General features: G+C 43.9%; 22 protein-coding genes and 1 tRNA gene. 9 read left to right on the top strand and 14 right to left on the bottom strand.

Going from position 1 to position 23,726, the window contains the following annotated elements:
- Positions 1 to 4: 4 nt before the first annotated feature.
- Complete coding sequence (gene traI, locus KF839_RS13080) at positions 5 to 1,609, bottom strand: TraI/MobA(P) family conjugative relaxase (protein WP_292918289.1); 1,605 nt, start codon at positions 1,607 to 1,609, stop codon at positions 5 to 7.
- Positions 1,610 to 1,650: 41 nt separating this feature from the next.
- A complete protein-coding gene (locus KF839_RS13075; protein WP_292918288.1) occupies positions 1,651 to 2,019 on the bottom strand; it encodes a plasmid mobilization protein in 369 nt (122 codons plus the stop codon).
- 337 nt (positions 2,020 to 2,356) lie between these two features.
- Here KF839_RS13075 and KF839_RS13070 point away from each other — a divergent pair, with 337 nt between their 5' ends.
- The 4 genes from KF839_RS13070 (at position 2,357) to KF839_RS13055 (ending at position 4,180) form a co-directional block, all read left to right on the top strand.
- Positions 2,357 to 2,680: a TraK family protein gene (locus KF839_RS13070; protein WP_292918287.1), complete on the top strand. Its 324-nt coding sequence runs from the start codon at positions 2,357 to 2,359 to the stop codon at positions 2,678 to 2,680.
- A complete protein-coding gene (locus tag KF839_RS13065; protein ID WP_292918286.1) occupies positions 2,680 to 3,411 on the top strand; it encodes a nucleotide-binding protein in 732 nt (243 codons plus the stop codon). The genes KF839_RS13070 and KF839_RS13065 overlap by 1 nt, the downstream gene beginning before the upstream one ends.
- The gene (locus KF839_RS13060; protein WP_292918285.1) at positions 3,408 to 3,836 is read left to right on the top strand and encodes a conjugal transfer protein TraM; all 429 of its coding nucleotides are present in this window, start codon (positions 3,408 to 3,410) and stop codon (positions 3,834 to 3,836) included. The genes KF839_RS13065 and KF839_RS13060 overlap by 4 nt, the downstream gene beginning before the upstream one ends.
- 119 nt (positions 3,837 to 3,955) lie before the next feature.
- Entirely contained in the window at positions 3,956 to 4,180 is a 225-nt protein-coding gene (locus tag KF839_RS13055) for a helix-turn-helix domain-containing protein (protein ID WP_292918284.1), read from the top strand.
- Positions 4,181 to 4,268: 88 nt separating this feature from the next.
- Here the strand turns inward: KF839_RS13055 and KF839_RS13050 are convergent.
- From KF839_RS13050 to KF839_RS13015, 8 genes are all read right to left on the bottom strand, one after another.
- Positions 4,269 to 4,344, bottom strand: a tRNA-Thr gene (locus KF839_RS13050).
- 26 nt (positions 4,345 to 4,370) lie between these two features.
- Complete coding sequence (locus KF839_RS13045; RefSeq protein WP_292918283.1) at positions 4,371 to 4,793, bottom strand: ClpXP protease specificity-enhancing factor; 423 nt, start codon at positions 4,791 to 4,793, stop codon at positions 4,371 to 4,373.
- Complete coding sequence (locus tag KF839_RS13040; protein WP_292918282.1) at positions 4,790 to 5,389, bottom strand: glutathione S-transferase N-terminal domain-containing protein; 600 nt, start codon at positions 5,387 to 5,389, stop codon at positions 4,790 to 4,792. Before KF839_RS13040 ends, KF839_RS13045 begins: the two co-directional genes overlap by 4 nt.
- A gap of 49 nt (positions 5,390 to 5,438) precedes the next feature.
- The gene (locus KF839_RS13035; RefSeq protein WP_292918281.1) at positions 5,439 to 6,152 is read right to left on the bottom strand and encodes a cytochrome c1; all 714 of its coding nucleotides are present in this window, start codon (positions 6,150 to 6,152) and stop codon (positions 5,439 to 5,441) included.
- Between the two features lie 4 nt (positions 6,153 to 6,156).
- Positions 6,157 to 7,404 carry a cytochrome b gene (locus KF839_RS13030; protein ID WP_292918280.1) on the bottom strand — a complete coding sequence of 416 codons (1,248 nt, stop codon included), beginning with the start codon at positions 7,402 to 7,404 and terminating at the stop codon, positions 6,157 to 6,159.
- Complete coding sequence (gene petA / locus KF839_RS13025; RefSeq protein WP_416362373.1) at positions 7,405 to 8,013, bottom strand: ubiquinol-cytochrome c reductase iron-sulfur subunit; 609 nt, start codon at positions 8,011 to 8,013, stop codon at positions 7,405 to 7,407.
- A 191-nt stretch (positions 8,014 to 8,204) separates the two neighbouring features.
- Positions 8,205 to 10,934 (bottom strand): preprotein translocase subunit SecA, encoded by a 2,730-nt coding sequence (secA, locus tag KF839_RS13020; protein WP_292918278.1) that lies wholly within the window; start codon positions 10,932 to 10,934, stop codon positions 8,205 to 8,207.
- 101 nt (positions 10,935 to 11,035) lie between these two features.
- On the bottom strand, positions 11,036 to 11,953 hold the full coding sequence (locus tag KF839_RS13015) for a M23 family metallopeptidase (protein WP_292918277.1): 918 nt from the start codon (positions 11,951 to 11,953) through the stop codon (positions 11,036 to 11,038).
- Between the two features lie 32 nt (positions 11,954 to 11,985).
- On the opposite strand from KF839_RS13015, the gene KF839_RS13010 reads away from it, so the two are divergent.
- Entirely contained in the window at positions 11,986 to 12,447 is a 462-nt protein-coding gene (locus tag KF839_RS13010; RefSeq protein ID WP_292918276.1) for a DciA family protein, read from the top strand.
- Between the two features lie 130 nt (positions 12,448 to 12,577).
- Here KF839_RS13010 and KF839_RS13005 read toward each other — a convergent pair whose 3' ends face one another.
- Positions 12,578 to 12,901, bottom strand: a complete 324-nt coding sequence (locus tag KF839_RS13005; protein ID WP_292918275.1) for a Kazal-type serine protease inhibitor family protein — start codon at positions 12,899 to 12,901, stop codon at positions 12,578 to 12,580.
- 506 nt (positions 12,902 to 13,407) lie between these two features.
- Here KF839_RS13005 and KF839_RS13000 point away from each other — a divergent pair.
- The 4 genes from KF839_RS13000 (at position 13,408) to mgtE (ending at position 18,956) form a co-directional block, all read left to right on the top strand.
- Complete coding sequence (locus KF839_RS13000; protein WP_292918296.1) at positions 13,408 to 15,264, top strand: ribonuclease catalytic domain-containing protein; 1,857 nt, start codon at positions 13,408 to 13,410, stop codon at positions 15,262 to 15,264.
- Between the two features lie 114 nt (positions 15,265 to 15,378).
- Positions 15,379 to 16,293: an energy transducer TonB gene (locus KF839_RS12995; RefSeq protein ID WP_292918274.1), complete on the top strand. Its 915-nt coding sequence runs from the start codon at positions 15,379 to 15,381 to the stop codon at positions 16,291 to 16,293.
- Positions 16,294 to 16,348: 55 nt separating this feature from the next.
- The gene (aroE, locus tag KF839_RS12990) at positions 16,349 to 17,176 is read left to right on the top strand and encodes a shikimate dehydrogenase (protein WP_292918273.1); all 828 of its coding nucleotides are present in this window, start codon (positions 16,349 to 16,351) and stop codon (positions 17,174 to 17,176) included.
- A gap of 340 nt (positions 17,177 to 17,516) precedes the next feature.
- Positions 17,517 to 18,956, top strand: coding sequence for a magnesium transporter (gene mgtE, locus KF839_RS12985; RefSeq protein WP_292918272.1), 1,440 nt, complete (start codon positions 17,517 to 17,519; stop codon positions 18,954 to 18,956).
- 151 nt (positions 18,957 to 19,107) lie between these two features.
- Here the strand turns inward: mgtE and KF839_RS12980 are convergent, their stop codons facing one another.
- From KF839_RS12980 to KF839_RS12970, 3 genes are all read right to left on the bottom strand, one after another.
- Positions 19,108 to 20,835, bottom strand: a complete 1,728-nt coding sequence (locus KF839_RS12980; RefSeq protein ID WP_292918271.1) for a methyl-accepting chemotaxis protein — start codon at positions 20,833 to 20,835, stop codon at positions 19,108 to 19,110.
- Positions 20,836 to 20,875: 40 nt separating this feature from the next.
- Complete coding sequence (locus KF839_RS12975) at positions 20,876 to 21,388, bottom strand: chemotaxis protein CheW (protein ID WP_416362371.1); 513 nt, start codon at positions 21,386 to 21,388, stop codon at positions 20,876 to 20,878.
- Positions 21,389 to 22,570: 1,182 nt separating this feature from the next.
- A complete protein-coding gene (locus tag KF839_RS12970) occupies positions 22,571 to 23,704 on the bottom strand; it encodes a Card1-like endonuclease domain-containing protein (RefSeq protein WP_292918270.1) in 1,134 nt (377 codons plus the stop codon).
- Positions 23,705 to 23,726: the final 22 nt, after the last annotated feature.

The following is a 23,726-nucleotide window of genomic DNA, read 5'->3' as shown; positions in this document are numbered from 1 at the left end:
GAGTTTATGTTGTGGATCGTATTCCACCTGCCGATTGTGCTCTGGATACTTTGTACTGTTTCATCAACTGCTGACGGTACTGTTCAAGTCGCCTGTCATCAAAAGTGATGTGCATTTGGTTTTGTGCTGCAACCTGTGCTATCTCAAGACGAAACGATTCAGTTCCATTGATCGCCAGGTGGCTGCCGTACTTCTTCATGGCCACTTGCAAAATATCCGCCAAGGCTTCGCGCGATGTATCCGGCAGGACGATGAGCCGTTTACCGTCATCGCGGATGGTGGTTGATCCTGCTTGATAAGTAACTGTGCCGATTCTGGTGATAGATTCCACCAAGCCATCCTTAAAGTGACTATTAGTGCTGAAACCAACATTGCTCTGCTTAGTCGTTATCTGATTGCCCTTAAATTGACCCACTCTTCTGGATCGCAAAACAGCCAATGCTTCAGAATTGCCATTTTTTGCTTCTTTTGCTAACCAATCCAGCCACCCCATTCTGGAATGACGGTTTTTAGAACTTTGATAGTCTTTCTGGTAATCGCTTTTAATGACTTCGATAGTCGTTTTGAATTGCTGATGAGCGGTTGCATACAGCGCTTTTTTAGCTAATCTCCCGGCTTTGATGCTTTTAATGAGGTTGCGCTTGAGTTTTGCTTCTAGCTTGGCGCGTTCAATGAGTTGATCTCTGCTTTGTCGCAATATTGCCCACTGGCTTGAACGCTGTCTGACGCTATTCGCTTGCTCTTGCTGGTATCGCGCATAAAGCTCTGAAGTATCGATTCGATTCTGCAATGGCCTTGGCTGGTATTCTTTAGTGCTCTGTTGTGACGATTGTGTAGAATGTTCATTCTGTACAAAAGCACCCAGTCTTTGGGTCAAATTGCCTTTGGATAAAGATCGATCCACTGAACTGGCTTTAACGGCCACGCCATTGTTGGCAAGCAACACAAAACCATTGCCGCGCTCCTTGATTTCAAGGCCATGTCTAGCTAGAACCTGATGCAAATCCTGCCAGTTGTCCGACTGCTTCAATTCATCCAAGCACTCACGCCTGATCCAGCCCAGCAAGCTCTCCACACCGGTTCTGGTTTCAATTTCCTGCGCTACTCTGGAGGCTTTATCGCTCACGGTTTCATGATTAATCTGTGTTAAACCATATTCCTGTTCGATTAGCTCGCAAAGATTGGCTACTTTTTTGTAGTCATAGTAGGGGCTATGGATTGTGAGGGCTCTGGGGTGAATCTTATTGAGTGCAATATGCACATGTAGGTTATTGGTATCATCATGCACAACGCTGATGCGTTGATGGCCACCAAAACCCAGAGCCTCGCAAAATCGCTCTTCAATGGCATTCAGGTCAGAAAAGGATAAACGTTCCCCTTCAGGGAAGCTCAGTACCAAATGACAGGTTTTATCTGATTTGGCGCGAGTGTTCATTTCCTGTGTGTTTTGTATTTCTATCAGTGCTGCTGTCTGATCGTCTGAATAACAGTTCGAAACCTTGATCTGACTGATACGCTCACTTTTGCCTTGAGGATCGGTCAGGTACTGTATCAGCGCAGAATAGTTGCTTTTGCGCACTGTTTTGATGGGTATGATTTTAGCGATCATCGTATTTAAGCTGCTTAAGTCTAATAGGACTATTCCGAAAGTTATTTTTTAAGCTTCATAATTTCATTGAGCATGATGCTTTGCGTATTCCGGATACTGTCCAAGGTCATATGCAATTGTGACTTGCCAATTAATTTTGTGCGCTTGTCGTTGGTAAGCCAAAGTTTGATCAACCCACCCAATCTGCCAAGATCCGCATTGATTTTTAACAAGGCATCCACTTTCCGATTATCTATAACACTGGGCACTTGATAACCCAGGCCCAGATTGCGCAGGTACTCGGCAACGGTTAATCCGGTATCCATTGCTTTACTCTTTATTTCAGCTTCCTCGATTGGCAAAACAGGCACCCTGAGCTTCTTCTCTCTTCTTTCTTTTTTGATTGTCTTAAGGTTATTTTTGTCAATCATTTCAGTTTTCCTCGAAGAGCAAGATCAACGTTGAGCACACTGTGCGAATAAGTTGTGGTGGAGATGGCCATCTCCACATATCTTGCCCGGTTGTGTGAGTTTTAAGAAATATACTAACACTATAATCGATGTTTGCAAATAGTTTATTTTCGTTATATCATAATTTCAAACAGTATAAAAATACTTAAAACAAGCTTTATTCAACTAAATAACAGTCTCTTAGAAACAAAAATAAAGGATAAGCAATTAGAAAAAGTCGAAAACAACAAAAAAGAAAGCAATAGAAACAAAGGAATTGTTTGGACGCCAAGATACATATTTTTGTGGGAATTGTGTGATGACTAAATCCTTATCAGATCGAATCGCACTTTATGCGGATAAAAACAAAAGTACCGGTAAGCAATTTTTACCGGCGTTCATCGCATTGAAGCCTGATATTGAGCAGGCACTCAAGGATGGCTGGACGATTCGGCAGATCTGGAACATTTTGCACCAGGAAGAAAAAATCAAATGTTCATATCAATGGTTCCGAACATTGGTCAATCGACATATTGGTGAGGACAGAAAGCAGCATCCGCGCATTGATCAAGAAAAGTCAGCTGGGAGTAATCATGAAGGATTTCGTTTTAATTCTGCAACTGAAAAAGAGGAGTTAATTTGATGGCTAAGATACATATGATTTTGCAAGGAAAGGGTGGGGTTGGGAAGTCATTCATATCATCCACGCTTGCGCAACATAAGGTTGCCAAAGGCGGCAATCCTTTATGCATTGATACAGATCCGGTTAATGCCACTTTTTATGGTTTTAAAAAGCTCAATGTTAAGCAGATTAATGTGATGAACAATGATGAGATTGATCCGAGAAAGTTTGATGATTTGATTGAATTCATCGCCAAAGCTGAAAATGACGTCATTATTGACAATGGTGCCAGTACCTTTGTACCGATGTCGCATTATCTCATCAGCAACCAGATACCCGCCTTACTTCTGGATATGGGGCATGAACTGGTTGTGCATACTGTCATCACGGGTAGTCAAGCTTTGCTCGATACGCTCAATGGTTTTGTACATCTGATTAAACAGTTTCCTAAGGAAGCATTGTTTGTCGTTTGGTTGAATCCTTACTGGGGAGAAATCAGCATGAATGGCAAGCAGTTTGAGGAAATGAAAGCGTATGTGGATAACAAAGCACGGGTATCCGCCATTATCCGAATTCCGCACTATAAGCCCGAGACTTTCGGCAAGGATTTGAGCGAAATCCTGCAATCAAAATTTACCTTCGATGAAGCGCTGAAGAATAGTTCTTTGCCGGTGATGGTACGCCAAAGGTTAGCGATTATCCGCAGGCAGCTCTTCACCAACATCGAAAATGTAGCTGCTGTTTTAACATGAGTAATGACAAATTAGATGCGCTCATTAAAAGAGTAGCGTCAGAACACGGCATTGTTCTGTCACAGGATGATCCCGTATTGATGATGCATACGCTCAACGAAGTATTGCTGGAGCAAAATAAAGAAGCCCATGCTGAACTGCTAAGCAATTATCAGGCGATGTTGGAAGAGAGTTTTAATCAGTGGCAAACAGTCGCCAGCAAAAAAGCCAATGCACTGATTAATGCACAACAAAACAATTTCAGCAAAAACAACGATCAATTAATAGACCAAAGCATGCAGTTAATCAGTGAAAAATTCATAATCGCTATTAATCATGATATCCGTGAACTGGTCAGAATTTCCAGACAGGCGGCCATTATGAATTTATTTGCTGCAGCTCTGGTATTGGTTTCGGCGGTATTGATTCTAGTGATCTTGAGTTAACAACAAAAATTTTAATTTAAAAAAACAATATAGTTCGAGCGCGCAAAGTATGTAACAACGAAGCCATTAATTGAGCGGAAAGAGTTCACGTAAATTTGAAAAGTATTGGAGCTAGATAGATGAACGAAAAAAACTTAACCCTAAGCAAAATAATTGAGTCCAGCAAAAACACGGAAGAGGTTGATCCAGTGGTGGCCGCACAAATTATCGGAGTAAAAATAAATACGCTTGCTTCATGGCGCTGCACAAAGAAAGAAACTATCCCTTTCTACAAAATAGGTAGCAAGGTCAGGTACAAAATATCTGATTTGATCGCTTGGAAAGAAAGTAAAAGAGTGTCCTAGAAATGGTTGCTAGATTGCCGCAATGTAACCCCAGCGTAACCCCTGAAACAAAAATGGCTTGGATGAAAATTGCAAGCCATTAATTTTATGGTGCCGACACCAAGAATCGAACTCGGGACCTTCTGATTACAAATCAGCTGCTCTACCATCTGAGCTATGCCGGCAATTTGACAAGAATAATCTGATATATTTATTTGATTATTCTAAGTTTGGGTTTTCGCGTTTTCTTTTCTTCAGAGATTTGAATGCTCTCATTGAAACCACTATTTTCTGAATTATCTATATCGTTTCTATTTTCGATGTTATCTGAAGAAAAAGTAATTCCTTGGTTAACTTCTTTAGCAAATATTCCTTTGATTGCATCTAGAGGGATATTTAGCTTTTTAGCAATGCCGTTAAACCTAGCCGTGAAACTCAAACAATCATTACCAATGTTCAGTTCTTGCACGGCAGTCGCACCGATATTGAGTATTATCTCGTTATTTTTCACATATTCTTTTGGAATATCCAACCCATTAAAGACTGCTACAGAAATATAAGGGGTAAGACCGCTATCGCTGCACCAATCATAGATAGAACGAATTAAATAAGGCTTCGTCGATTGAGTAATCATTTGCGCATCACTTTTTCCGACGCCGATAATGCATCAATGAACAATGGTCGACTAAATAGTCTTTCGGAATACTTCAACAAGGGGGCTGCTTGCTTGGGAAGTTTAATTCCAAAATACTCTAAACGCCATAATAATGGTGCGATAGCAACATCGAGCATCGAAAACTCATCCCCCAACATAAATTTCTGTTTCTCAAAAACGGGAGAGATCATCGTTAAATTCTCTGCAATTACAGTACGAGCCTTGTCTATCGCTTTTTGATCAGCTTCATCAAAGGCATCAATGTGACAGAATAATTCCTGTTCAAAGCGAAATAGCAATAGTCTGGCACGTGCACGCATTACGGGGTCCGCGGGCATCAACTGCGGATGTGGAAAACGATCATCGATATATTCATTAATAATATTCGATTCATATAAAACGAGGTCGCGTTCCACAAGTACAGGAGCCTTACCATACGGACTCATTACCGCCAAGTCTTCTGATTTATTATTAGGATCAACATCAATTACTTGAAAGTCCATATCCTTCTCGTGCAGTACAATTCTGCACCGATGACTGAATGGACATGTAATTGTTGAATATAGCGTCATCATAACTTCAATCTCTGACTAAACCACCTGCATAATCAGCAAGTTCGAAGCCTTAATGAATATCTTTCCAATACTCTTTCTTCAACGCATATGATAAAGCTAACATGCCCAGTAAAAAGATCATCACCTGAATTCCTAATTCTTTTCGGGCATTAGCATGTGGTTCACCTAAATAAACCAAATAATTAACTAGATCACCAGCAAATTTATCAAAATCAGCTCCAGACATTTGACCTGGTTTATCAAGCACTAGGCTCTTCTGGTCGCCTTTCGCCACCAATCTTTGCTCACCTTGTAGTTGATACAGAACATGCGGCATCGCGACACGATCAAATACCAAGTTATTCCATCCTGTCGCGGTATCGTCATCACGATAGAATGTCCGCAAATATGTATACAACCAGTCTGCTCCTCTAGAACGCGCTATAACAGACAAATCAGGCGGCACCATACCAAACCATTCCTGTCCTTCTTTCTTGCGCATAGCGGATTGCATTAAATCACCCACTTTCTGCCCAGTGAAAACTAATTTCCCAAGGATTTCTTCATTCGTAAGTCCAATATCACGGTGACGGTTATAGCGCATATAACTTGCACCATGACACGTCAAGCAATAATTCACAAAGCTTTCCGCTCCACGTTGTAGAGAAGCATTATCAGTAATGTCTACCGGTGCGCGATCTAACGGTACACTCGATTCGGCAGCAAAAGCATTACTAAATGGAGCCATACATAAAATTAATAAAGCGATCGTTAATTTCATCATTTTTTTACTCTTGTAGTCTTTTGGGCTCTGGTTTTGTTTTATCTATTTTGCTATACCACGGCATCAAGATAAAGAATGCAAAATATATCACGGTAAAGATCTGCGCTAGCAGCGTATACATAGGTGTAGGCGATTTTGTTCCAAGCCAACCCAATACGAAAAAGCTAATAACAAATAACGTTAACGCGATCTTAAAATAAGGTCCTTTATAGCGTATCGATTTAACAGGACTCCTATCCAGCCATGGCAAGAAGCAGAAAATAACTACCGATCCTGCCATCAGTATGACCCCCCACAGTTTTGCATCGATTCCAAGGAAGTTAACAGTTACAGCCCTCAACATTGAATAATAAGGTGTGAAATACCAAACAGGCGCAATATGATCAGGAGTTTGTAATGTGTTTGCAGGAATGAAATTGTTGTACTCCAGGAAATATCCACCCATTTCAGGAGCGAAGAAAATAATCCCGCAGAATACAATCAAGAAAACCACCACCCCGACAATATCTTTAACTGAGTAATAGGGATGAAATGGGATGCCATCTACCGGAATACCCGTCGTTGGGTTCTTATTCTCTTTTATCTCAATACCATCCGGATTATTTGACCCGGTTTCATGTAAAGCTAAGATGTGTACAAATACCAGCACTAGTAATACCAGCGGTAATGTCACCACGTGATAAGCGAAGAAACGATTAAGCGCCGCATCCGATAGGGTGAAATCACCTAGAAGCCATTGTTGGAGTGTATCGCCGACAGCCGGTATCGCTCCGAACATGCTCACAATTACCTGTGCTCCCCAATATGACATTTGCCCCCACGGCAAAATATAGCCAGTAAAAGCCAAGCTCATCAGAACGAAGAATATGCACATTCCAACCAACCACAAAAGTTCTCGTGGTTTCCGGTATGAACCATACATCATCCCCCGGAACATATGCAGATAAACAACCACAAAAAACATGGATGCACCTGTTGAGTGCATATATCTTATCAACCAGCCGTAATCAACATCCCGCATGATATATTCAACCGATGCAAAAGCCTGGCTAGCATCAGGTTTATAATTCATCGTCAGAAAAATACCGGTTATCAGCTGATTAACCAAGACCAATAAGGCCAGAGAACCAAAGAAATACCAGAAATTAAAATTCTTTGGTGCGTAGTATTCGGAAAGATGCGCTTTCCAATTCGATGTTAATGGGAAACGCTTATCAATCCATTCAATCATGGAATTAAACATATTACTCATTTACGCAGATCCCTCACTTTCAGATCCAATTAAAAGACGACTATCACTCAGATAAACATGCGGTGGCACAACCATATTCGTCGGAGCCGGTACACTCTTATATACTCGCCCTGCCAAATCAAATTTGGAGCCATGACAAGGGCAGAAAAACCCACCCAACCAATCAGGGCCCAAATCCTCCGGCGCCACATCTTTTCTGAATACGGGCGAACAACCCAGGTGTGTACAAACGCCTTCGATAACGAGTATCGCCGGTTTAATAGAACGTGTAAGATTTTTCGCATACTCAGGCTGTTGATTTTTTTCCGAATTCGGATCAGCTAATTGGTCTTCCAATTTTGGAAGGGTCTCAAGCATTTCTGGTGTGCGATTCAATACCCACACGACTCTCCCGCGCCACTCAACCATCATAAGCATACCCGGCTCAAGTTTAGAGATATCCACTTCCACCGGTGCTCCCGCTGCTTTTGCTCTTTCGCTTGGCATCATACTTAATAAAAAAGGCGTTGCAATCGCAGCGCCTGCTATACCACCCGCTACAGAAGTTGCAGCGACTAAAAATTTTCTCCTGCCGCTCATCTTATCATTGATGCTGAAACTATCTGCCATCATATTAAATCATTCCATCAGTAATTATCTCAGGTAACTATCTAAAAACAAAGGATATTATTAGAAAATATCCGACTGCTCTCGCTAACTATTTTTACGCGCCAACCACAAAAGCGCGCAGTATACCATAATCGCTTCAAGGACAAAAAGAATCTTCTTTTCCTTACATCGTCCTCCGCACATTGCGGCAATTATTTAATCTTCCCGTGGCATTGTTTATATTTCTTACCCGATCCGCATGGACAAGGTTGATTGCGACCCACTTTTTCGTTTGAGCGTACAAACGGCTGAGCTTTATCATTCTCAATTTTCTCATCCGTCGAGTCCTCATCAAAAGATCCGGCAGTACCATGGTGAAGTTCAATTTTCTCAGGAGAACGCAATGTTTCTGTTGCGGCATCAACTTGTTGCTCATTTTTTATCTGAACAGTAAGCAGTATTCTTGTAACCTCATTCTTGACCTCTTCAAGCATATTGGTAAAGAGCTCGAAAGCTTCCCGTTTATACTCCTGTTTCGGATTCTTCTGCGCGTAGCCACGTAAATGGATGCCTTGACGTAAATGATCCAATGCGGCCAGGTGCTCTCGCCAATGCGAATCAAGTATTTGCAGCATTACCACTCGCTCATAATGATGCAAAATTTCGGCGCCAACGAGCTGCATTTTGGTTTGATAAATTTCCTCGGTCGAGCTGAGAATACGCTCAAGCAAATTCTCATCATGCAATTCGGGTTCTTTTTCAAGCCACTGTTGTATCGGATAATGTAATTGATAATCGGCTGCAAGCGCTTTTTCCAATCCTGCCACATCCCATTGCTCTTCGACGCTTTGTGGCGGAATATGGGAATAAAATAAATTGCTTAAAACACTTTCTCGAATTGCTGCAATGGTTTCCGAGATATCATGGCTTGCTTCAAGCAATTCGTTTCGCTGCTGGTAGATAACATTGCGTTGATCATTGGCCACATCATCGTATTCCAACAACTGCTTACGCATATCAAAATTTCGTGCTTCAACTTTACGTTGTGCATTCTCTATTGCCCGGGTAACCCAAGGGTGCTCAATTGCTTCCCCTTCCGGCATTTTCAGTCGAGTCATGATATTGGCTACACGATCAGAAGCAAAAATGCGTAACAGCGGATCTTCCAGTGAAAGAAAAAAACGACTGGAACCGGGGTCACCCTGCCTACCGGAACGCCCGCGTAACTGGTTGTCTACGCGACGAGATTCGTGACGTTCCGTACCCACAATATGCAAACCGCCTTTTGCTAAAACCTCTTCGTGCACAACCTTCCATTGTGCACTCACTTCCTGTATACGTTTTTCTTTCTCTGCTTCGCTCAATTTCTCATCATGACGTATCCGCTCAATTTCCGGTTCCGGATTACCGCCCAATACGATATCAGTGCCTCGGCCTGCCATATTGGTTGCGATCGTAATCATTTTAGGCCGCCCTGCTTGCGTAACAATCAATGCTTCGCTCGCATGCTGCTTAGCATTCAAAACTTGGTGCGGTAATTTTTCTCGATCAAGCAACTTGGATAGCAATTCATTATTTTCTATAGAAGTCGTACCCACCAGAACCGGCTGGCCATGTTCGTAACACTGCTTGATTTCCTGAATGATGGCATCATTCTTTTCTTTAGTGGTGCGATAAACCAAGTCCATGCGATCTTCGCGGATCATAGGTCTATGTGTTGGAATAATAATTGTTTCCAAACCGTAGATCTGCTGAAATTCAGCAGCTTCCGTATCAGCAGTACCCGTCATACCGGACAATTTGTGATACATACGAAAGTAATTCTGAAAGGTAATCGAAGCAAGTGTCTGATTCTCTTTCTGAATGGCAACGCCTTCTTTCGCCTCAACCGCTTGATGCAACCCATCGGACCAACGCCGACCAGCCATTAGCCGCCCGGTAAATTCATCGACAATGATGACTTCACCGTTCTGGACAACGTAATGCTGATCCTTAAAGAATAAATTATGCGCACGCAAACCCGCATTTAAATGATGAATCAGATTGATGTTAGCGGGATCATAAAGACTGGTGCCTGATGCCAACAGGCCGGCCGATGCCAGCAATTTTTCGGCATGCTCAAAACCGGCCTCGCTCATAGTCACTTGATGAGATTTCTCGTCAACACTATAATCACCGGGGCTCTCTTCGGTTTCCTGTTTCGTCAGCTTTGGAACCAATACATTAATACGCACATAGATCTCAGTATCGCCCTCAGCCTGCCCTGAAATAATCAGTGGCGTCCGCGCTTCGTCAATCAGGATTGAGTCAACTTCGTCCACAATCGCAAAATTCAGCACCCGTTGAACACGCTCATTTGCATGTGTCACCATATTGTCACGCAAATAATCAAAACCGTATTCGTTATTGGTGCCATAGGTAATATCAGCTGCATATGCAGCTTGTTTTTCATCATGCGGCATGTGGGCATAAATAACGCCCACCTCCATTCCGAGCGCACGATAAATTTTCCCCATCCATTCCGCATCACGCTTGGCCAAATAATCGTTCACCGTAACAACATGCACACCATGGCCCGATAGCGCATTCAGATAAGCCGGTAAAGTTGCCATCAAGGTTTTACCTTCGCCAGTCCGCATTTCGGCAATCTTACCCTCGTGCAGTACCATGCCCCCGATGAGCTGCACGTCAAAATGACGCATCTGCAATATTCGCTTACCTGTTTCACGCACTACGGCAAACGCATCTGGTAGGATTGCATCCAGCGTTTCTCCCTGCTGCACACGTTGCTTAAATTCATCCGTCTTAGCGCGCAAATCAGCATCCGATAAAGCCCCAATTGCCGGTTCCATCTCATTAATGGCGCGCACGATTTCAGAATATTGTTTGATCATCCGATCATTGCGGCTACCAAAAATTTTCTTGAGTAAATTGCCTAGCATAAGTCCTTAATGATTATGTATGTTTGAATAATTTATAAAAAAAACAAAGGGTGAGTCAAGCGCTCACCCCTGATAAGTTGTATGTTCTATGTGAATTCAATTTAACTCGGTTTTTTTAAAAATTTAGATGGATTCTGTGGTTTATCTTTATGCCGAATTTCAAAATGTAAATGCGGTCCCGTTGAGCGGCCGGTACTACCGACCTCGCCGATTTTCTGACCTTGCAATACAACTTCACCAAGCCCCACCATTAATTTTGAAGCATGTGCATACCGGCTTACGAGATCATCTCCATGATCGATCTCGACCATATTACCATATTCAGGATGACGATCTGAATAGATCACCACACCCCCCGCCGCCGCTTTTATCGACGTTCCGGTTTCCGCTACAAAATCCACCCCTTCATGAAAAGCTTTCCTGCCAGTAAACGGATCAATGCGGTATCCAAAACCGGAAGAATACCAATCGGTTTCAACCGGCATTTCAGAAGGCAAAACAAATTTGGTCACTCTGCCATAACGAAGCAAAGAATCGAGCGCACCGAGCTTGTCCGCTCTTTCATCCAATATGTTGGATAACTCCTGAAGTTTCTGATTAAACTCACCAAAAGTTAACTCTTCGGACAAAGCATCACTCAGTGCGCCGCCTTGCCCCGGAATATCTTTGAATAATAAACCTCTGCTTTGAATCCCGGTAGACTCCGCCAAGCGTTCTCCCAATGCATCCAATCGCAACAACTGCGCTTGCATTTGCCCCAACTTGCTGGCCATGATGTTTAAGTTATCTTGCAAATGCATTTGAATTTTCTGATGCCTTTCTTCCTGGGGATTGACCAGTATTGCTCTTAAGAAAGGTGCATCTATACGGTCAGCATACCGCAAAGAAACGAAATTGAGGACTAAAGCCAATGTTATGATAATGACTGAAAATACAGCCATTGCTAAAATGATATTCGTTCTGGTTAATGCCAGCTTGCGCGCGCGCTCAGAATTATTCGCTATCAAAATAATATTCATACTTCTTTTCGTTGGGTATTTATTAAATAACCATGCCTCCTCATAAAGTCGATTCTTATCTTAATCTTCTAGGCAAAGCACCTGAATATGAAAGCTTACTATCAACAGCTCGTCAATTATCTATAGACCAGTCAATCTTCCACAAACTAATTCCGGTCCAGTTGACTCAATACTGCAGCCTTAGTCGGATTACGAATGGCAAATTAACCATATTGGCTGAAAATGGCGCTATTGCAGCAAAGCTTAAGCAACTATCACCATCGCTGCTTTGCAAACTGCAACAATATGGATGGGAAGTTACTTCATTTCAAATATTGGTGCAAGCGCAAAACTCGGCCACAAACTCAAAATATTATGAAAAACATAGAGATAAAACAAAACCAAAACTAAGTGTAACTGGAAAAGAGTGTTTCAATCAATTGGCCGCCACTTTGCCAGACTCTGAATTAAGAGACGCCATTCATTCACTTCTAAAAAAGCAAGAAATCACATAAAGCGCCCAATCGCTATCTACAAAACGCTTGATGCTTTATCTGTAATAAGATCTTACATATTCCCGAACAATTCGGCATAAATCGAGATCAGAAGTTATGTGATTTTCGAATCATCAACACAAACGAAGCACTATGATGGATTGCATTCCCCTTTATATTTAAGCGAAACTCCCGCAGATGCAGCATCACAAGCATTACCATACGTCTTACCATCGCAGCCACAAACCGGCGCATATTGTCTGGTACAAACTTTAGGTTTATCTCTGCACACCCCTTCACTATCCGGAGCATTGCATTGCCCTACATCGAAATCACAGTATTGATTGACGTTTGGACACTGTTTGCCTTGTATCCCGCCGCAACTTACGGGCTTGATCGCCCCATTGGATTCACATCCCTGAGTTACTAAAATCAAGCAGAAAAAAATTACGCCACGCATCAATTTTTTCATCATTTTTTTAAACGCCTATCGAATAAAAAATCATCATCCCGTCCACAGAATATTATTGTGTACCAATGGATTCCATGTAGTGATTATTTGATGATACCCACCTAAATCAGCCAGCAATCCTCTCTCGATCATATCGTTTGATTCCAAAATTGCAGAACTTCTTGCAGACGAGCAAGCAACCATAAAAAACCATTACAATCGCTAAAATGATCCTGGCGTATCCCATCCCCGCAAATTTTTATTATTCCATTTGCAGTTCCAGTTCGAATGTTTGATAGCAACCAACAAACGCACGTTATTTAGCCCGTACCGGCACTATTCATGCTAACAGATATTCGCTCCATTCTTATTTTCATTTAGCACCTCGGTATATAATACAAAGCCATATGCTGAATTTTTAGGACAATCATTCCTAATTAATTGTATGCTAATAATATCTATGCATGGACGATTCTTCATCCTCGCTCATATCCTTGATTCTGATTTATCCGACCGACCTAAAAACCGACATGAATGTTTTTTACGAAGAAGCCGGAGCCTTTAAAATAGGCTCCATTCTGGCTGACAACAATACTTCATTGCAGATCGAAGCGGTGCATGGCAAGCGATCAAAGATCAAGGCATCTTCGGTGCTGTTCCGGTTCGATACGCCACCATTGGCCGAATTTATGGGCCATGTACAAAAAATTACTGAAGAACTGGATCCAAATTTCCTCTGGGAATGCTGCACGCAGGAATCCGAATTCGCGAGTGATGCGCTTGCAACCGATTATTTTGGACACTCACCGAGCCCGGTAGAAGCTGCTGCGACTTTGTTGCTCTTGCAAAATGCGCCTATGTATTTTTATAAAAAGGGACAAGGCCGCTACAAAGCCGCCCCTCCCGATGCACTCAAAGCAGCATTGGCAAGTCAGGAAAAGAAACGACTGCAGGCCGAACAACAAGCCCGCTATGTCGAGCAGTTGAACCAATTCATGCTACCCGAAGAGTTTAAGCCACATCTTTCGCAGTTACTCTACAAACCGGATAAAAATTCCACTGAATGGAAAGCACTTGAAGCCGTCTGTACCGATAAGAAGCTTTCCACTGTGAAACTAATGGAAAAGTGCGGTGCCATTCCATCCTCGCACGATTATCATCTCAATCAATTTATCTGGGAATTTTTCCCGTCCGGTATCGGGTTTGGTGAACTGGAATCACAACCGATCCCTGACAACTTTTCTGATCTGCCGTATGCGGATGTTGCCGCCTTCAGCATTGATGACGCATCCACCACCGAAATTGATGATGCATTTTCTGTCACACCGTTATCTTTCGGAAGTTTTCGCATCGGCATCCATATCGCCGCGCCTGCTTTAGGAATCCCCTTCGAATCAGCACTCGATCAATCTGCTGCTTCTCGTTTATCTACAGTCTATTTACCTGGTAACAAGATTACCATGCTGCCCACCGGCGTGATCAATCGTTTTACTCTGGCCGAACAAACAATCTGCCCGGTAGTTTCTCTGTACCTTGATGTATCGGACGACTACACCGTTACCAAAACAGAAAGCAAAATAGAGCAAATAAAAATTACAGCGAACTTGCGCAATAAAGAATTGGAGCAACATTTTAATGAGGATACTTTATGTAAGGGTCACTTCCCGCACCCTCTCAGTCAGGAGTTAACTTTTTTATGGAATTTTGCTTGTAAGCTGGAAAGTCTACGTGGAAAGTCAAATGACGCCAACAATGACAAAGTCGATTACAGCTTCGAAATCAACGGTGAACATGTCTCAATAATTGAACGCCGCCGAGGTTCGCCAATCGATAAAGTCGTTTCAGAACTAATGATTTACGTCAACACGGAATGGGGCAAACAATTAACCGACGGAGGCATCACCGGCATCTTCCGCAGCCAAGCGAATGGTAAGGTGAAAATGAGCACTTCACCCGCCCCTCACCAAGGGCTCGGCGTTTCTCAGTACGCTTGGAGCAGTTCCCCGATGAGACGTTATGTTGATCTGATTAATCAACGGCAAATTATCGCGCTGCTTCGCAATGAATCCCCGCCTTATACCAAAGACAGCAACAGTTTGTTCATTGCGATGCGCGACTTTGAAACTGCCTATGGTGTTTACGGCGAATTTCAGCGATCCATGGAACGTTATTGGTGCCTTCGTTGGCTGTTGCAAGAGAAAATTCAGGTAACCGATGCGCAAGTTATCAAGGAAAATTTAGTTAAACTGGATCGAATTCCACTTGTCACAAGAGTTCCATCGTTGCCGGAAATAGCACCTGGCACTTATGTCAGACTTAAATTATCCGGAATCGACCTGCTGGATCGCACATTCCATGCGGAATTCTTACAAAAACAAGAGATATAAAAACGCCGCTGACACACTCTGACAGGAATATGTGACAAGAAAAAAGTAGTTGCCTACAATAACGCATCTTTATTTACAGGTTAGATTCAACTTTCAAGGTAAAACCGAATAGCTGTGATCACTCAAACACTTGGAGCTTCACCCTTAAATCAGGATAGCTATCAATCCCTGCAGACCAATCGTCTATCCATTGCGATGGCTGTGTCTTTGCTGTTGCACGGTATTATCTTTTTTGGAATTACTTTTCAGTTTCCGCAACCTAAATTCGACAAAATTGCATCCTCGATTGAGGTGGTGCTGGTTAACAGTAAAACACCAACAGTCCCCAGAGAAAGCAAGTTGCTCGCACAGGACAATCTCGACGGCGGAGGCAACACGGATGATAACCGCAAGGCAAAAACACCTTTCCCGGTCCTACCAAAAAGCAAGCCGATTATTGATGACAAGATTGCACAACAAAAAATCAAAGAATTGGAGCAGCAAGCGAAGAAATTGATGGCTGCTGTGAGCGAAACACCGCAAATCGAACTCTCAAGCGAATCGCGTAATGAAGATGAAGCAAAACCGATTAATCCATCGGATACAACCGAACTATTGCTACGAAGCCTTGACATCGTTCGGCTAAGAGCGCAAATCGATCAAGACCACGAGACTTATCAGAAACGCCCTAAACGAAAATTTGTCGGCGCCCGCACCAAAGAATACCGTTTTGCACGCTATGTAGAAGACTGGCGCTTGAAGGTCGAACGCATTGGTAATTTAAATTATCCGGAAGTCGCCAGAAAAGAAAAGCTTTATGGCAATCTGCAACTAACCGTCGGAATCCGTGCTGACGGCAGCTTGGAATCGATCGAAATCAACCGGTCTTCCGGCCAAAAGGTTCTCGATGAAGCTGCCATCAATATCGTTAAACTTGCCGGTCAGAACGGATTTGCGCCTTTTCCTCCTGACATCAGTCAGGATACCGACATCCTGCACATTACGCGCACTTGGGTCTTTGCCTCAACGGATATGCTGCTAAGTCAATAGGTCACTCTATTCAAATCAACAAATATTTTTTAAAAAAATTAACACGTGCCCGCTTATGCTTGACTTGTATGCAGTAATTGGCAACCCCGTTTCACATAGTAAATCACCGGCAATACATTCCGCTTTTGCTCTACAAACCAATCAAACCATGGAGTACACCACCCTCCTGGCTCCTATCGACGGTTTTAAAGCCGCTGTAGAAAATTTCCGGCAACAGGGTGGCCGGGGATTAAATGTGACGGTGCCTTTCAAGCTGGAAGCCTATCAATTGTCGACCCGCCTGACGGAACGAGCAAGGATTGCACAGGCCGTTAATACTCTTAAATTTGAAGGCAATGAGATATCGGGGGACAACACGGATGGCGCCGGATTGGTTCGTGATATCGAATCAAACCTCCTGATCCCGATCGCAGCGAAACGAGTTTTGCTACTCGGCGCCGGAGGTGCCGCGCGGGGCGTTATTTTGCCGCTGCTGCAAAAGGAACCGGCACTTCTGGCTATTGCAAACCGTACGATTAATAAAGCCGAGATCCTTCAAGAACAATTCATACCGTATGGTAAGATTGTTGCAGGCGATTTTAGGCAATTCTCCGAAGAAAAATTCGACATCATCATCAATGCCACCTCCGCCAGTCTTCACAACGAATTACCCGATCTGCCCCCACACATCTTCACCCATGCCGAACTGGCCTATGACATGATGTATAATCAAGAAGCACTCACGCCTTTCCTTAAATTCGCTCAGCAACACGGCGCACGACAACTCGCGGATGGCATTGGCATGTTGGTCGAACAAGCAGCCGAATCTTTTTTTGTTTGGCGCAATGTAAAACCTCTAACAAAACCGGTCATTGCGATGCTGAAATCAACCAATAAAATTTAGCTTATTGGGCGATCGGTTAACTTACAAATATTTTCATCGCGAACTTTAAAATTACGTTCGTTGAATTCGAGTCTTCAAACCAAGCATCTTGCAGATGAAGATCTAATAGCTGCATTTCATTCAAGATGACAGCTTATAAAATTTACAATCACAGAGCGGCGCCGTGCATCAAGAATGAATAGATACACTCACCGATCCAATTGATCGGTATTGCTAAATAGTATTGGTATCGATACAGCGCTGAAGGTTATACTTTTCTGTCATCCAACTGCAAACTGTTTAGAGTATAGATCACGCAAACATATCTAAAATCAAGCTGGCTTGCTGGCACCAACCAACCATGACCGAAACCAATAATAACGACCAAGAAAACTTACAAACCCCGCTCCAACAGATCACATTCTTATTGCGGAAATACAAATTAGTCGAAGGCTTGGTGAATTTACAGGACTCTCCAGATCTATCGTTGGGCGAATCTGTAGTTCAGAAAAACAACCTCTCCGAGTTACAAACTCTTTTAGACCAACTGCATCCCGCGGATATTGCGCATATCCTTGAAGCACTGCCGCTGGAAGACAGATTACTAATCTGGAGCATGATCAAATCCGATCGAGACGGTGAAATATTGCTCGAAACTTCCGAAGCGGTCAGAGCAACACTGATCACTGACATGGGTACTCAAGAACTGGTCGCCGCAACAGAATATCTGGACGCTGACGAAATTGCCGACCTCGCGCCCAACTTACCTCAAGAAGTCATGGAAGATGTTTTTCGTTCCTTGCCGATTGAAGAACGCGAACAGTTGCGTGCAGCCATGTCCTATCCGGAGGACTCTGTAGGTGCGCTGATGGATTTTGACATCATCACCATTCGTGAAGATGTGCGCCTGGAAGTTGTATTACGTTACTTACGTCGGCTTGAAGAAATGCCGGATCACACCGATCAATTGTTCGTTGTCGACAGGAATGAAAACCTAAAGGGCGTTTTATTAATCAATCGCTTGCTGGTTAGCGACCTGGACACCTTGGTCGCTGACGTGATGACCAAAGAAATAATTAAGCTGCAGCCCGGCGACGTCGCTCAACAAGCTGCCAATGCATTTGAACGCTATGATTTGGTCTCTGCATCGGTAGTTGATGAAAGCGACAAATTACTCGGACGCGTTACCGTCGACACTGTCATTGATTTTATTCGCGACAAGGCCGAAAACGAAGCTTTAAACTTAGCCGGGCTAAGCGAAGACGAAGATCTTTTTGCCCCCATTCTTAAAAGTGTCAAAAACCGCTGGGGATGGCTGGCAATTAATCTGATTACCGCTTTTATCGCATCCCGGGTTATTGGATTATTTGAAGACTCCATTGAAAAATTGGTGGCGTTGGCCGCTTTGATGCCGATTGTTGCAGGTATAGGCGGCAATTCAGGCAATCAAACGATTACCATGATCGTTCGTGCGCTGGCGCTTGATCAAATTAACACGAGCAGCACTTGGAAATTACTGAGTAAAGAAATTGGCGTTAGTTTGGTCAACGGTCTTGTATGGGGCACCATCGTCGGTTTATTTACATTCGCCATTTATCATAATGTGGAATTGGGATTGGTAATGACTTTGGCCATGATGCTCAACCTGCTATTGGCAGCGTCGTTGGGTGTATTAATTCCACTTACTTTGCGTAAATTCGGCCGTGATCCCGCGCTTGGTTCCAGTGTCATGATTACCGCTGTAACCGATAGTGGCGGTTTCTTTATTTTCTTGGGATTAGCGACTATTTTTCTGCTGTAACGATTTACAAATCAACTTAATTTTTTCAAGTAACTACATAGCCACAAAAAAATTCATAAAGACATATAAGATCCTGATTTATTATTTTTTAAAACACAAAAGCCCGAGTTCCAGGTGGAACTCGGGCTTTTTCACGTCACGTTATTTTTGCTTAAAACTCTTCCCACTCATCGCCACCGCCACCGGATGCAATCTTGCGAGGCTGTGCCGGTACACTCGATGATCCCGCTTCAGGTCTTGCAAGCGCTTTCTTGGTCGCCGGGCCGCGGTTCGGTAACTTGGCTACCGCCGTCGGACGATTACTTCTCTTAACCGGTGTGGACGATCCATAACCACCACCCGATAACTTGAATATGCTGACCGCTTGCGATAGCGATTGCGCTTGTTCTTGCATCGATTCAGCCGCAGCCGCCGATTCTTCCACCAACGCCGCGTTTTGCTGCGTCACTTCGTCCATCTGCGTGACCGCTTGGTTTACCTGTTCAATTCCCGAGCTTTGCTCTTGCGATGCCGCCGATATTTCACTCATGATGTCCGTAACGCGTTTCACCGCACTTACGATCTCGTCCATCGTCGTCCCCGCTTCGTCAACCAGGCGCGTCCCATCTTCCACTTTCGCCACCGAGTCGCTGATCAGTTCCTTGATTTCTTTCGCCGCCGCCGCTGAACGTTGCGCCAGGGTTCGAACTTCCGTTGCCACAACCGCAAATCCACGTCCTTGTTCTCCAGCACGCGCCGCTTCCACTGCCGCATTCAATGCCAAAATGTTGGTCTGGAACGCGATCCCGTCTATGACGCTGATGATGTCGACAATCTTCTTGGAGCTTTCATTGATCGAACTCATGGTCTGCACCACTTGACCTACTACCGCGCCACCCTTGACCGCGACTTCCGATGCACCCGCCGCCAGTTGATTCGCTTGGCGCGCATTATCGGCATTCTGCTTCACTGTCGATGTCAGTTCTTCCATCGAGGAGGCTGTCTCTTCCAGGCTCGATGCTTGTTCTTCGGTCCGCTGACTCAAATCCGAGTTGCCGGAGGCTATCTCACCCGATGCCGTCGTTATCTGGTCGGTACCCATCCGTACCTTGCCAACCAGGTCCACCAGATTGTCATTCATGGCTTTCAGTGCTTGCAGCAAGCGGCCTGTTTCATTATTCGAGCTCACTTCAATGCGGCTGGTCAGATCGCCGGATGCGACTGCATTGGCAACCGCTACCGCTTCATTGAGCGGACCTATCACGGCACGAATCAGCAGTAATCCAATAATGCCCGCAAATAGAATTCCAAGTGCAACCGTCGTTATGGTAACCATAAATATCGTTTCATAATTACTTTGCGCGGCAGTATATTCTTTCATCGCTTCATCACGCTGCAGTTCGAGTAGCTTTATCATGGTTCCATGTACTGCATCAAATTTCGGACCGGCGTCATTTACCATGTTATCAACGGAGGCATCAAAATTCCCTGCAATCGCCAAACTCATTGTGCGATTGCGCGATTCCGCATAGGTTTGCCATTGCTGGTTAAAATTATCAGCTAACGCAGCTTCTTCAGGGGTGAGATTGGTCGCCATATATTTTTTCCACATTTCGGCGATTTCCGCGTCTCGCTGAACCGTCATCGTTTGGCGTTCTTTTACCGTTTCCGCGTTCTTGGAATATGCGGAGATTGCCGCATTGAGACGCGCCCGCTGCATGCGGTCCAATACTAATGCAAGATCTCCCAACGGAACGGCGCGGTCTTCGTATACGCCTTTGAATGAGTCATTCGTTTGATTCAGACCCATCATCCCCAAACTGCCTATACCCAATAGCAATATCGATAGCAGACCTATCACCAGCGCTAAACTCGACTTTATCGTCATGTTATTAAACATTAAATCCTCCTTATGGCTTCATATTCAAGAAAACAATCAATTAATTCAGGTTCTGCTCGATCAATCCCATATCACTGCTGCTCATCATCTTTTCAATGTCAATTAATATCAGCATGCGATTATCTATGGTTCCCAGTCCCATGATGTATTCCGTATCTATGACCGATCCCAGTCCAGGCGCCGGTCTCAGTTGTTCGGACGTCAGATTGATCACGTCCGATACTCCATCCACGACGATACCCATCACCCTGCCCGCAACATTTAAAATAATCACCACGGTAAATTGATCATAGTCAACATTCTCCATGTGAAACTTGATCCGCATGTCAATGATCGGCACTATGATCCCGCGCAAATTCACTACGCCTTTTATAAAGTCCGGAGCATTGGCTATTTGCGTGATGGCCTCATAACCACGAATCTCCTGAACCTTCAGAATCTCTATCCCATACTCCTCTTTCCCTAAACGAAAAGTAAGGAATTCATCTGAAATCCCACCAATTTTTGAATGACCCGAACCGACTACTACCGAAGTCATCTGTTCTAACGACATGGATTACACTCCTTTTCTAATCATAAAGGCATCATAAAAAAAAATTTTAACTCCGATTGGAATCGTTGCACGAGGCGATTGATTACTGGATTACTGAGATTTTCTTACTTTTTACAGTCTTATTATTGAAAATCACATGTAAGAATGAAACAACTATTACGGAATATTAGGCAATATATTATGTCGGCTTATTCTTCTTATAAAGAAGGAATAAGTAATGTAATTACTTAGGATATATCCTACAAACCTAAAACTCTCTGATAGCTTATCTATTGAGAATTTTATTTAATTAGAATGAGATTGAATGTCAGTGGTATTCTGGAAATGTTAATTCACATTATTAATTCGATTGGAACAAGCATCTGAGGGTTGCGATATTGCAAAACCGAATCAATCAAAAAGTATAAATATCATCCGAATCCCATCAACCGCGATACTGTGAATATTGCAACAAGCCGGAAAGTTACGATTACCAGCCCTATTTGACGTTCGATGACAATGCGCATTCCAAAACGAGCCAATCATTACACAAACCAACGAATTTGCGAGCGTTTCTACAAAATCATCTTACAGGAACTCCATCGAGTAGTGGTCGGTCGCATTATTAATAAACAACTGACATCACGAACATAGCGTTGCAACGTCAAATCAAACTCGCGAACAGTTTGCTGACGTATTTTCCAGGAACTGACATCTACTTGCACAGCACTGACAGTCAATCCTGTTTATAAACTTATAACTTGAAGTTTGATCATCAATATCCATGTGAACCGGACATCCTTCAGCCGGAATGCTAATTCCTTTTGAGCAGGTTTTTAATTCAAGCGGGAAATAATTGGCAATTGCCTTGACGATACTTATCTTAACCCCTTATTAATCAGGTCTTTAGTTCAAACCCAAGAAGAAATCGCTAAGGCGCTTACTTTGCCTGTGTCTTAATCCCTTATTAATCGGGTCTTTAGTTCAAACCTGGAACAACGAAGAGTATGTCGTAAGGATATAGTCTTAATCCCTTATTAATCAGGTCTTTAGTTCAAACAGAGCAACGTTACATATCCGCTTGACGTGAAAGGTCTTAATCCCTTATTAATCAGGTCTTTAGTTCAAACTGCTCGTTCTGTTTTCTCATTTATCTTCATAGGCTTAAAAATGGGATTGACAGAAAATTTCATTTCTTGAAAGTTAGCTTGACGCGATAAGCCAATTGGCCAGATGCTGCTGCAAATGTTTCAAATCGGAATGGCAGCATAACGCAATATTGAGCTCCCTGGCGCGGGCGCGGCTGGTTTTATCGAGGTTATTGAAACTGACCAGCATCGCGCGGCCTTGCAGGCCGCCCATCAGGTCGCGCAGGCTGTCGAGTTTATACAGCATATCCGCATCCTTTTCAAAGTGTTTCGTTTTACATTCGATCAGATGCAGGTGGTTGGCATGAATCAGGCCGACATCGATTTCATTTTTTACCGCGGTTTTGCCCGCCGGATGACGCTGAATGGTAATGTTGCACGCCACATCCTGGATGCCGCATTTTTGTTTCAACTGAAAACAGGCGGCATACGCGTGCATTTCCAGCCAGCCGCCATTTGCGATGAATCGCGCCGGCTCATCGGGGAAACTGATCAGCCGGTGTTCGAGGCGGCAGATACCGGCGTTCTCGAATAATTCAAGCAATTCCCATAACACCGGCCGGGCCTGACGGGTGTGATCGATTCTGGCGCTCAATCGCGGATTATTCGCCTGATACGCCAGATAATTCAGCGCGCCGAGTTCATCCGCGTAACGGTCGATACCGGCCAGTAATTGGCGTGTCAGTTCCTGAATCGCTGGCGGCACGCTTTGCGTTTCTGCAGGAATATCGACCTGATCAGCACCATAGGCCATCAGATAATCCTTCAGTCTCAAACGATCGGCCAGCTCGTGCGGCGGCAGTTTCGGCGACAGCCACAACAGCCGGTCATGCCGGGGGTGCACATAATAAACCGGCGCATTCGCCGAGCGAAACGCTTCGCACGCGGCAATGCTCATCAGCTTGGTGCCGCCGGTGGCGTTGAGCGCAATATCGCCATCCGGATAATGACAGAGAATGTCGAGCACTGTATCGCTGACTTGCTCCGCATCCCACGGGTCCGCGATGGCGCGGGATTCAACACCGATGCCGCGCGGCTTGAAAATATTCTCCAGCGCCCGCGCCCGTTCCTGCATATCCGGACTGACCAGCATGATGACTTTCTTCGGCTTGACAGCATCGTCCAGCATGGGGGTGATGTTGGGAATGGGCTGGGCGGAGACGAGGATGAGGTGGGTATTGAGTTTCATCAGATTTGCGGTACTCCACAGG

The organism is Nitrosomonas sp. (assembly GCF_019635155.1).
Taxonomy (GTDB): domain Bacteria; phylum Pseudomonadota; class Gammaproteobacteria; order Burkholderiales; family Nitrosomonadaceae; genus Nitrosomonas.
This window is presented reverse-complemented; position numbering and strand designations above follow the sequence as displayed.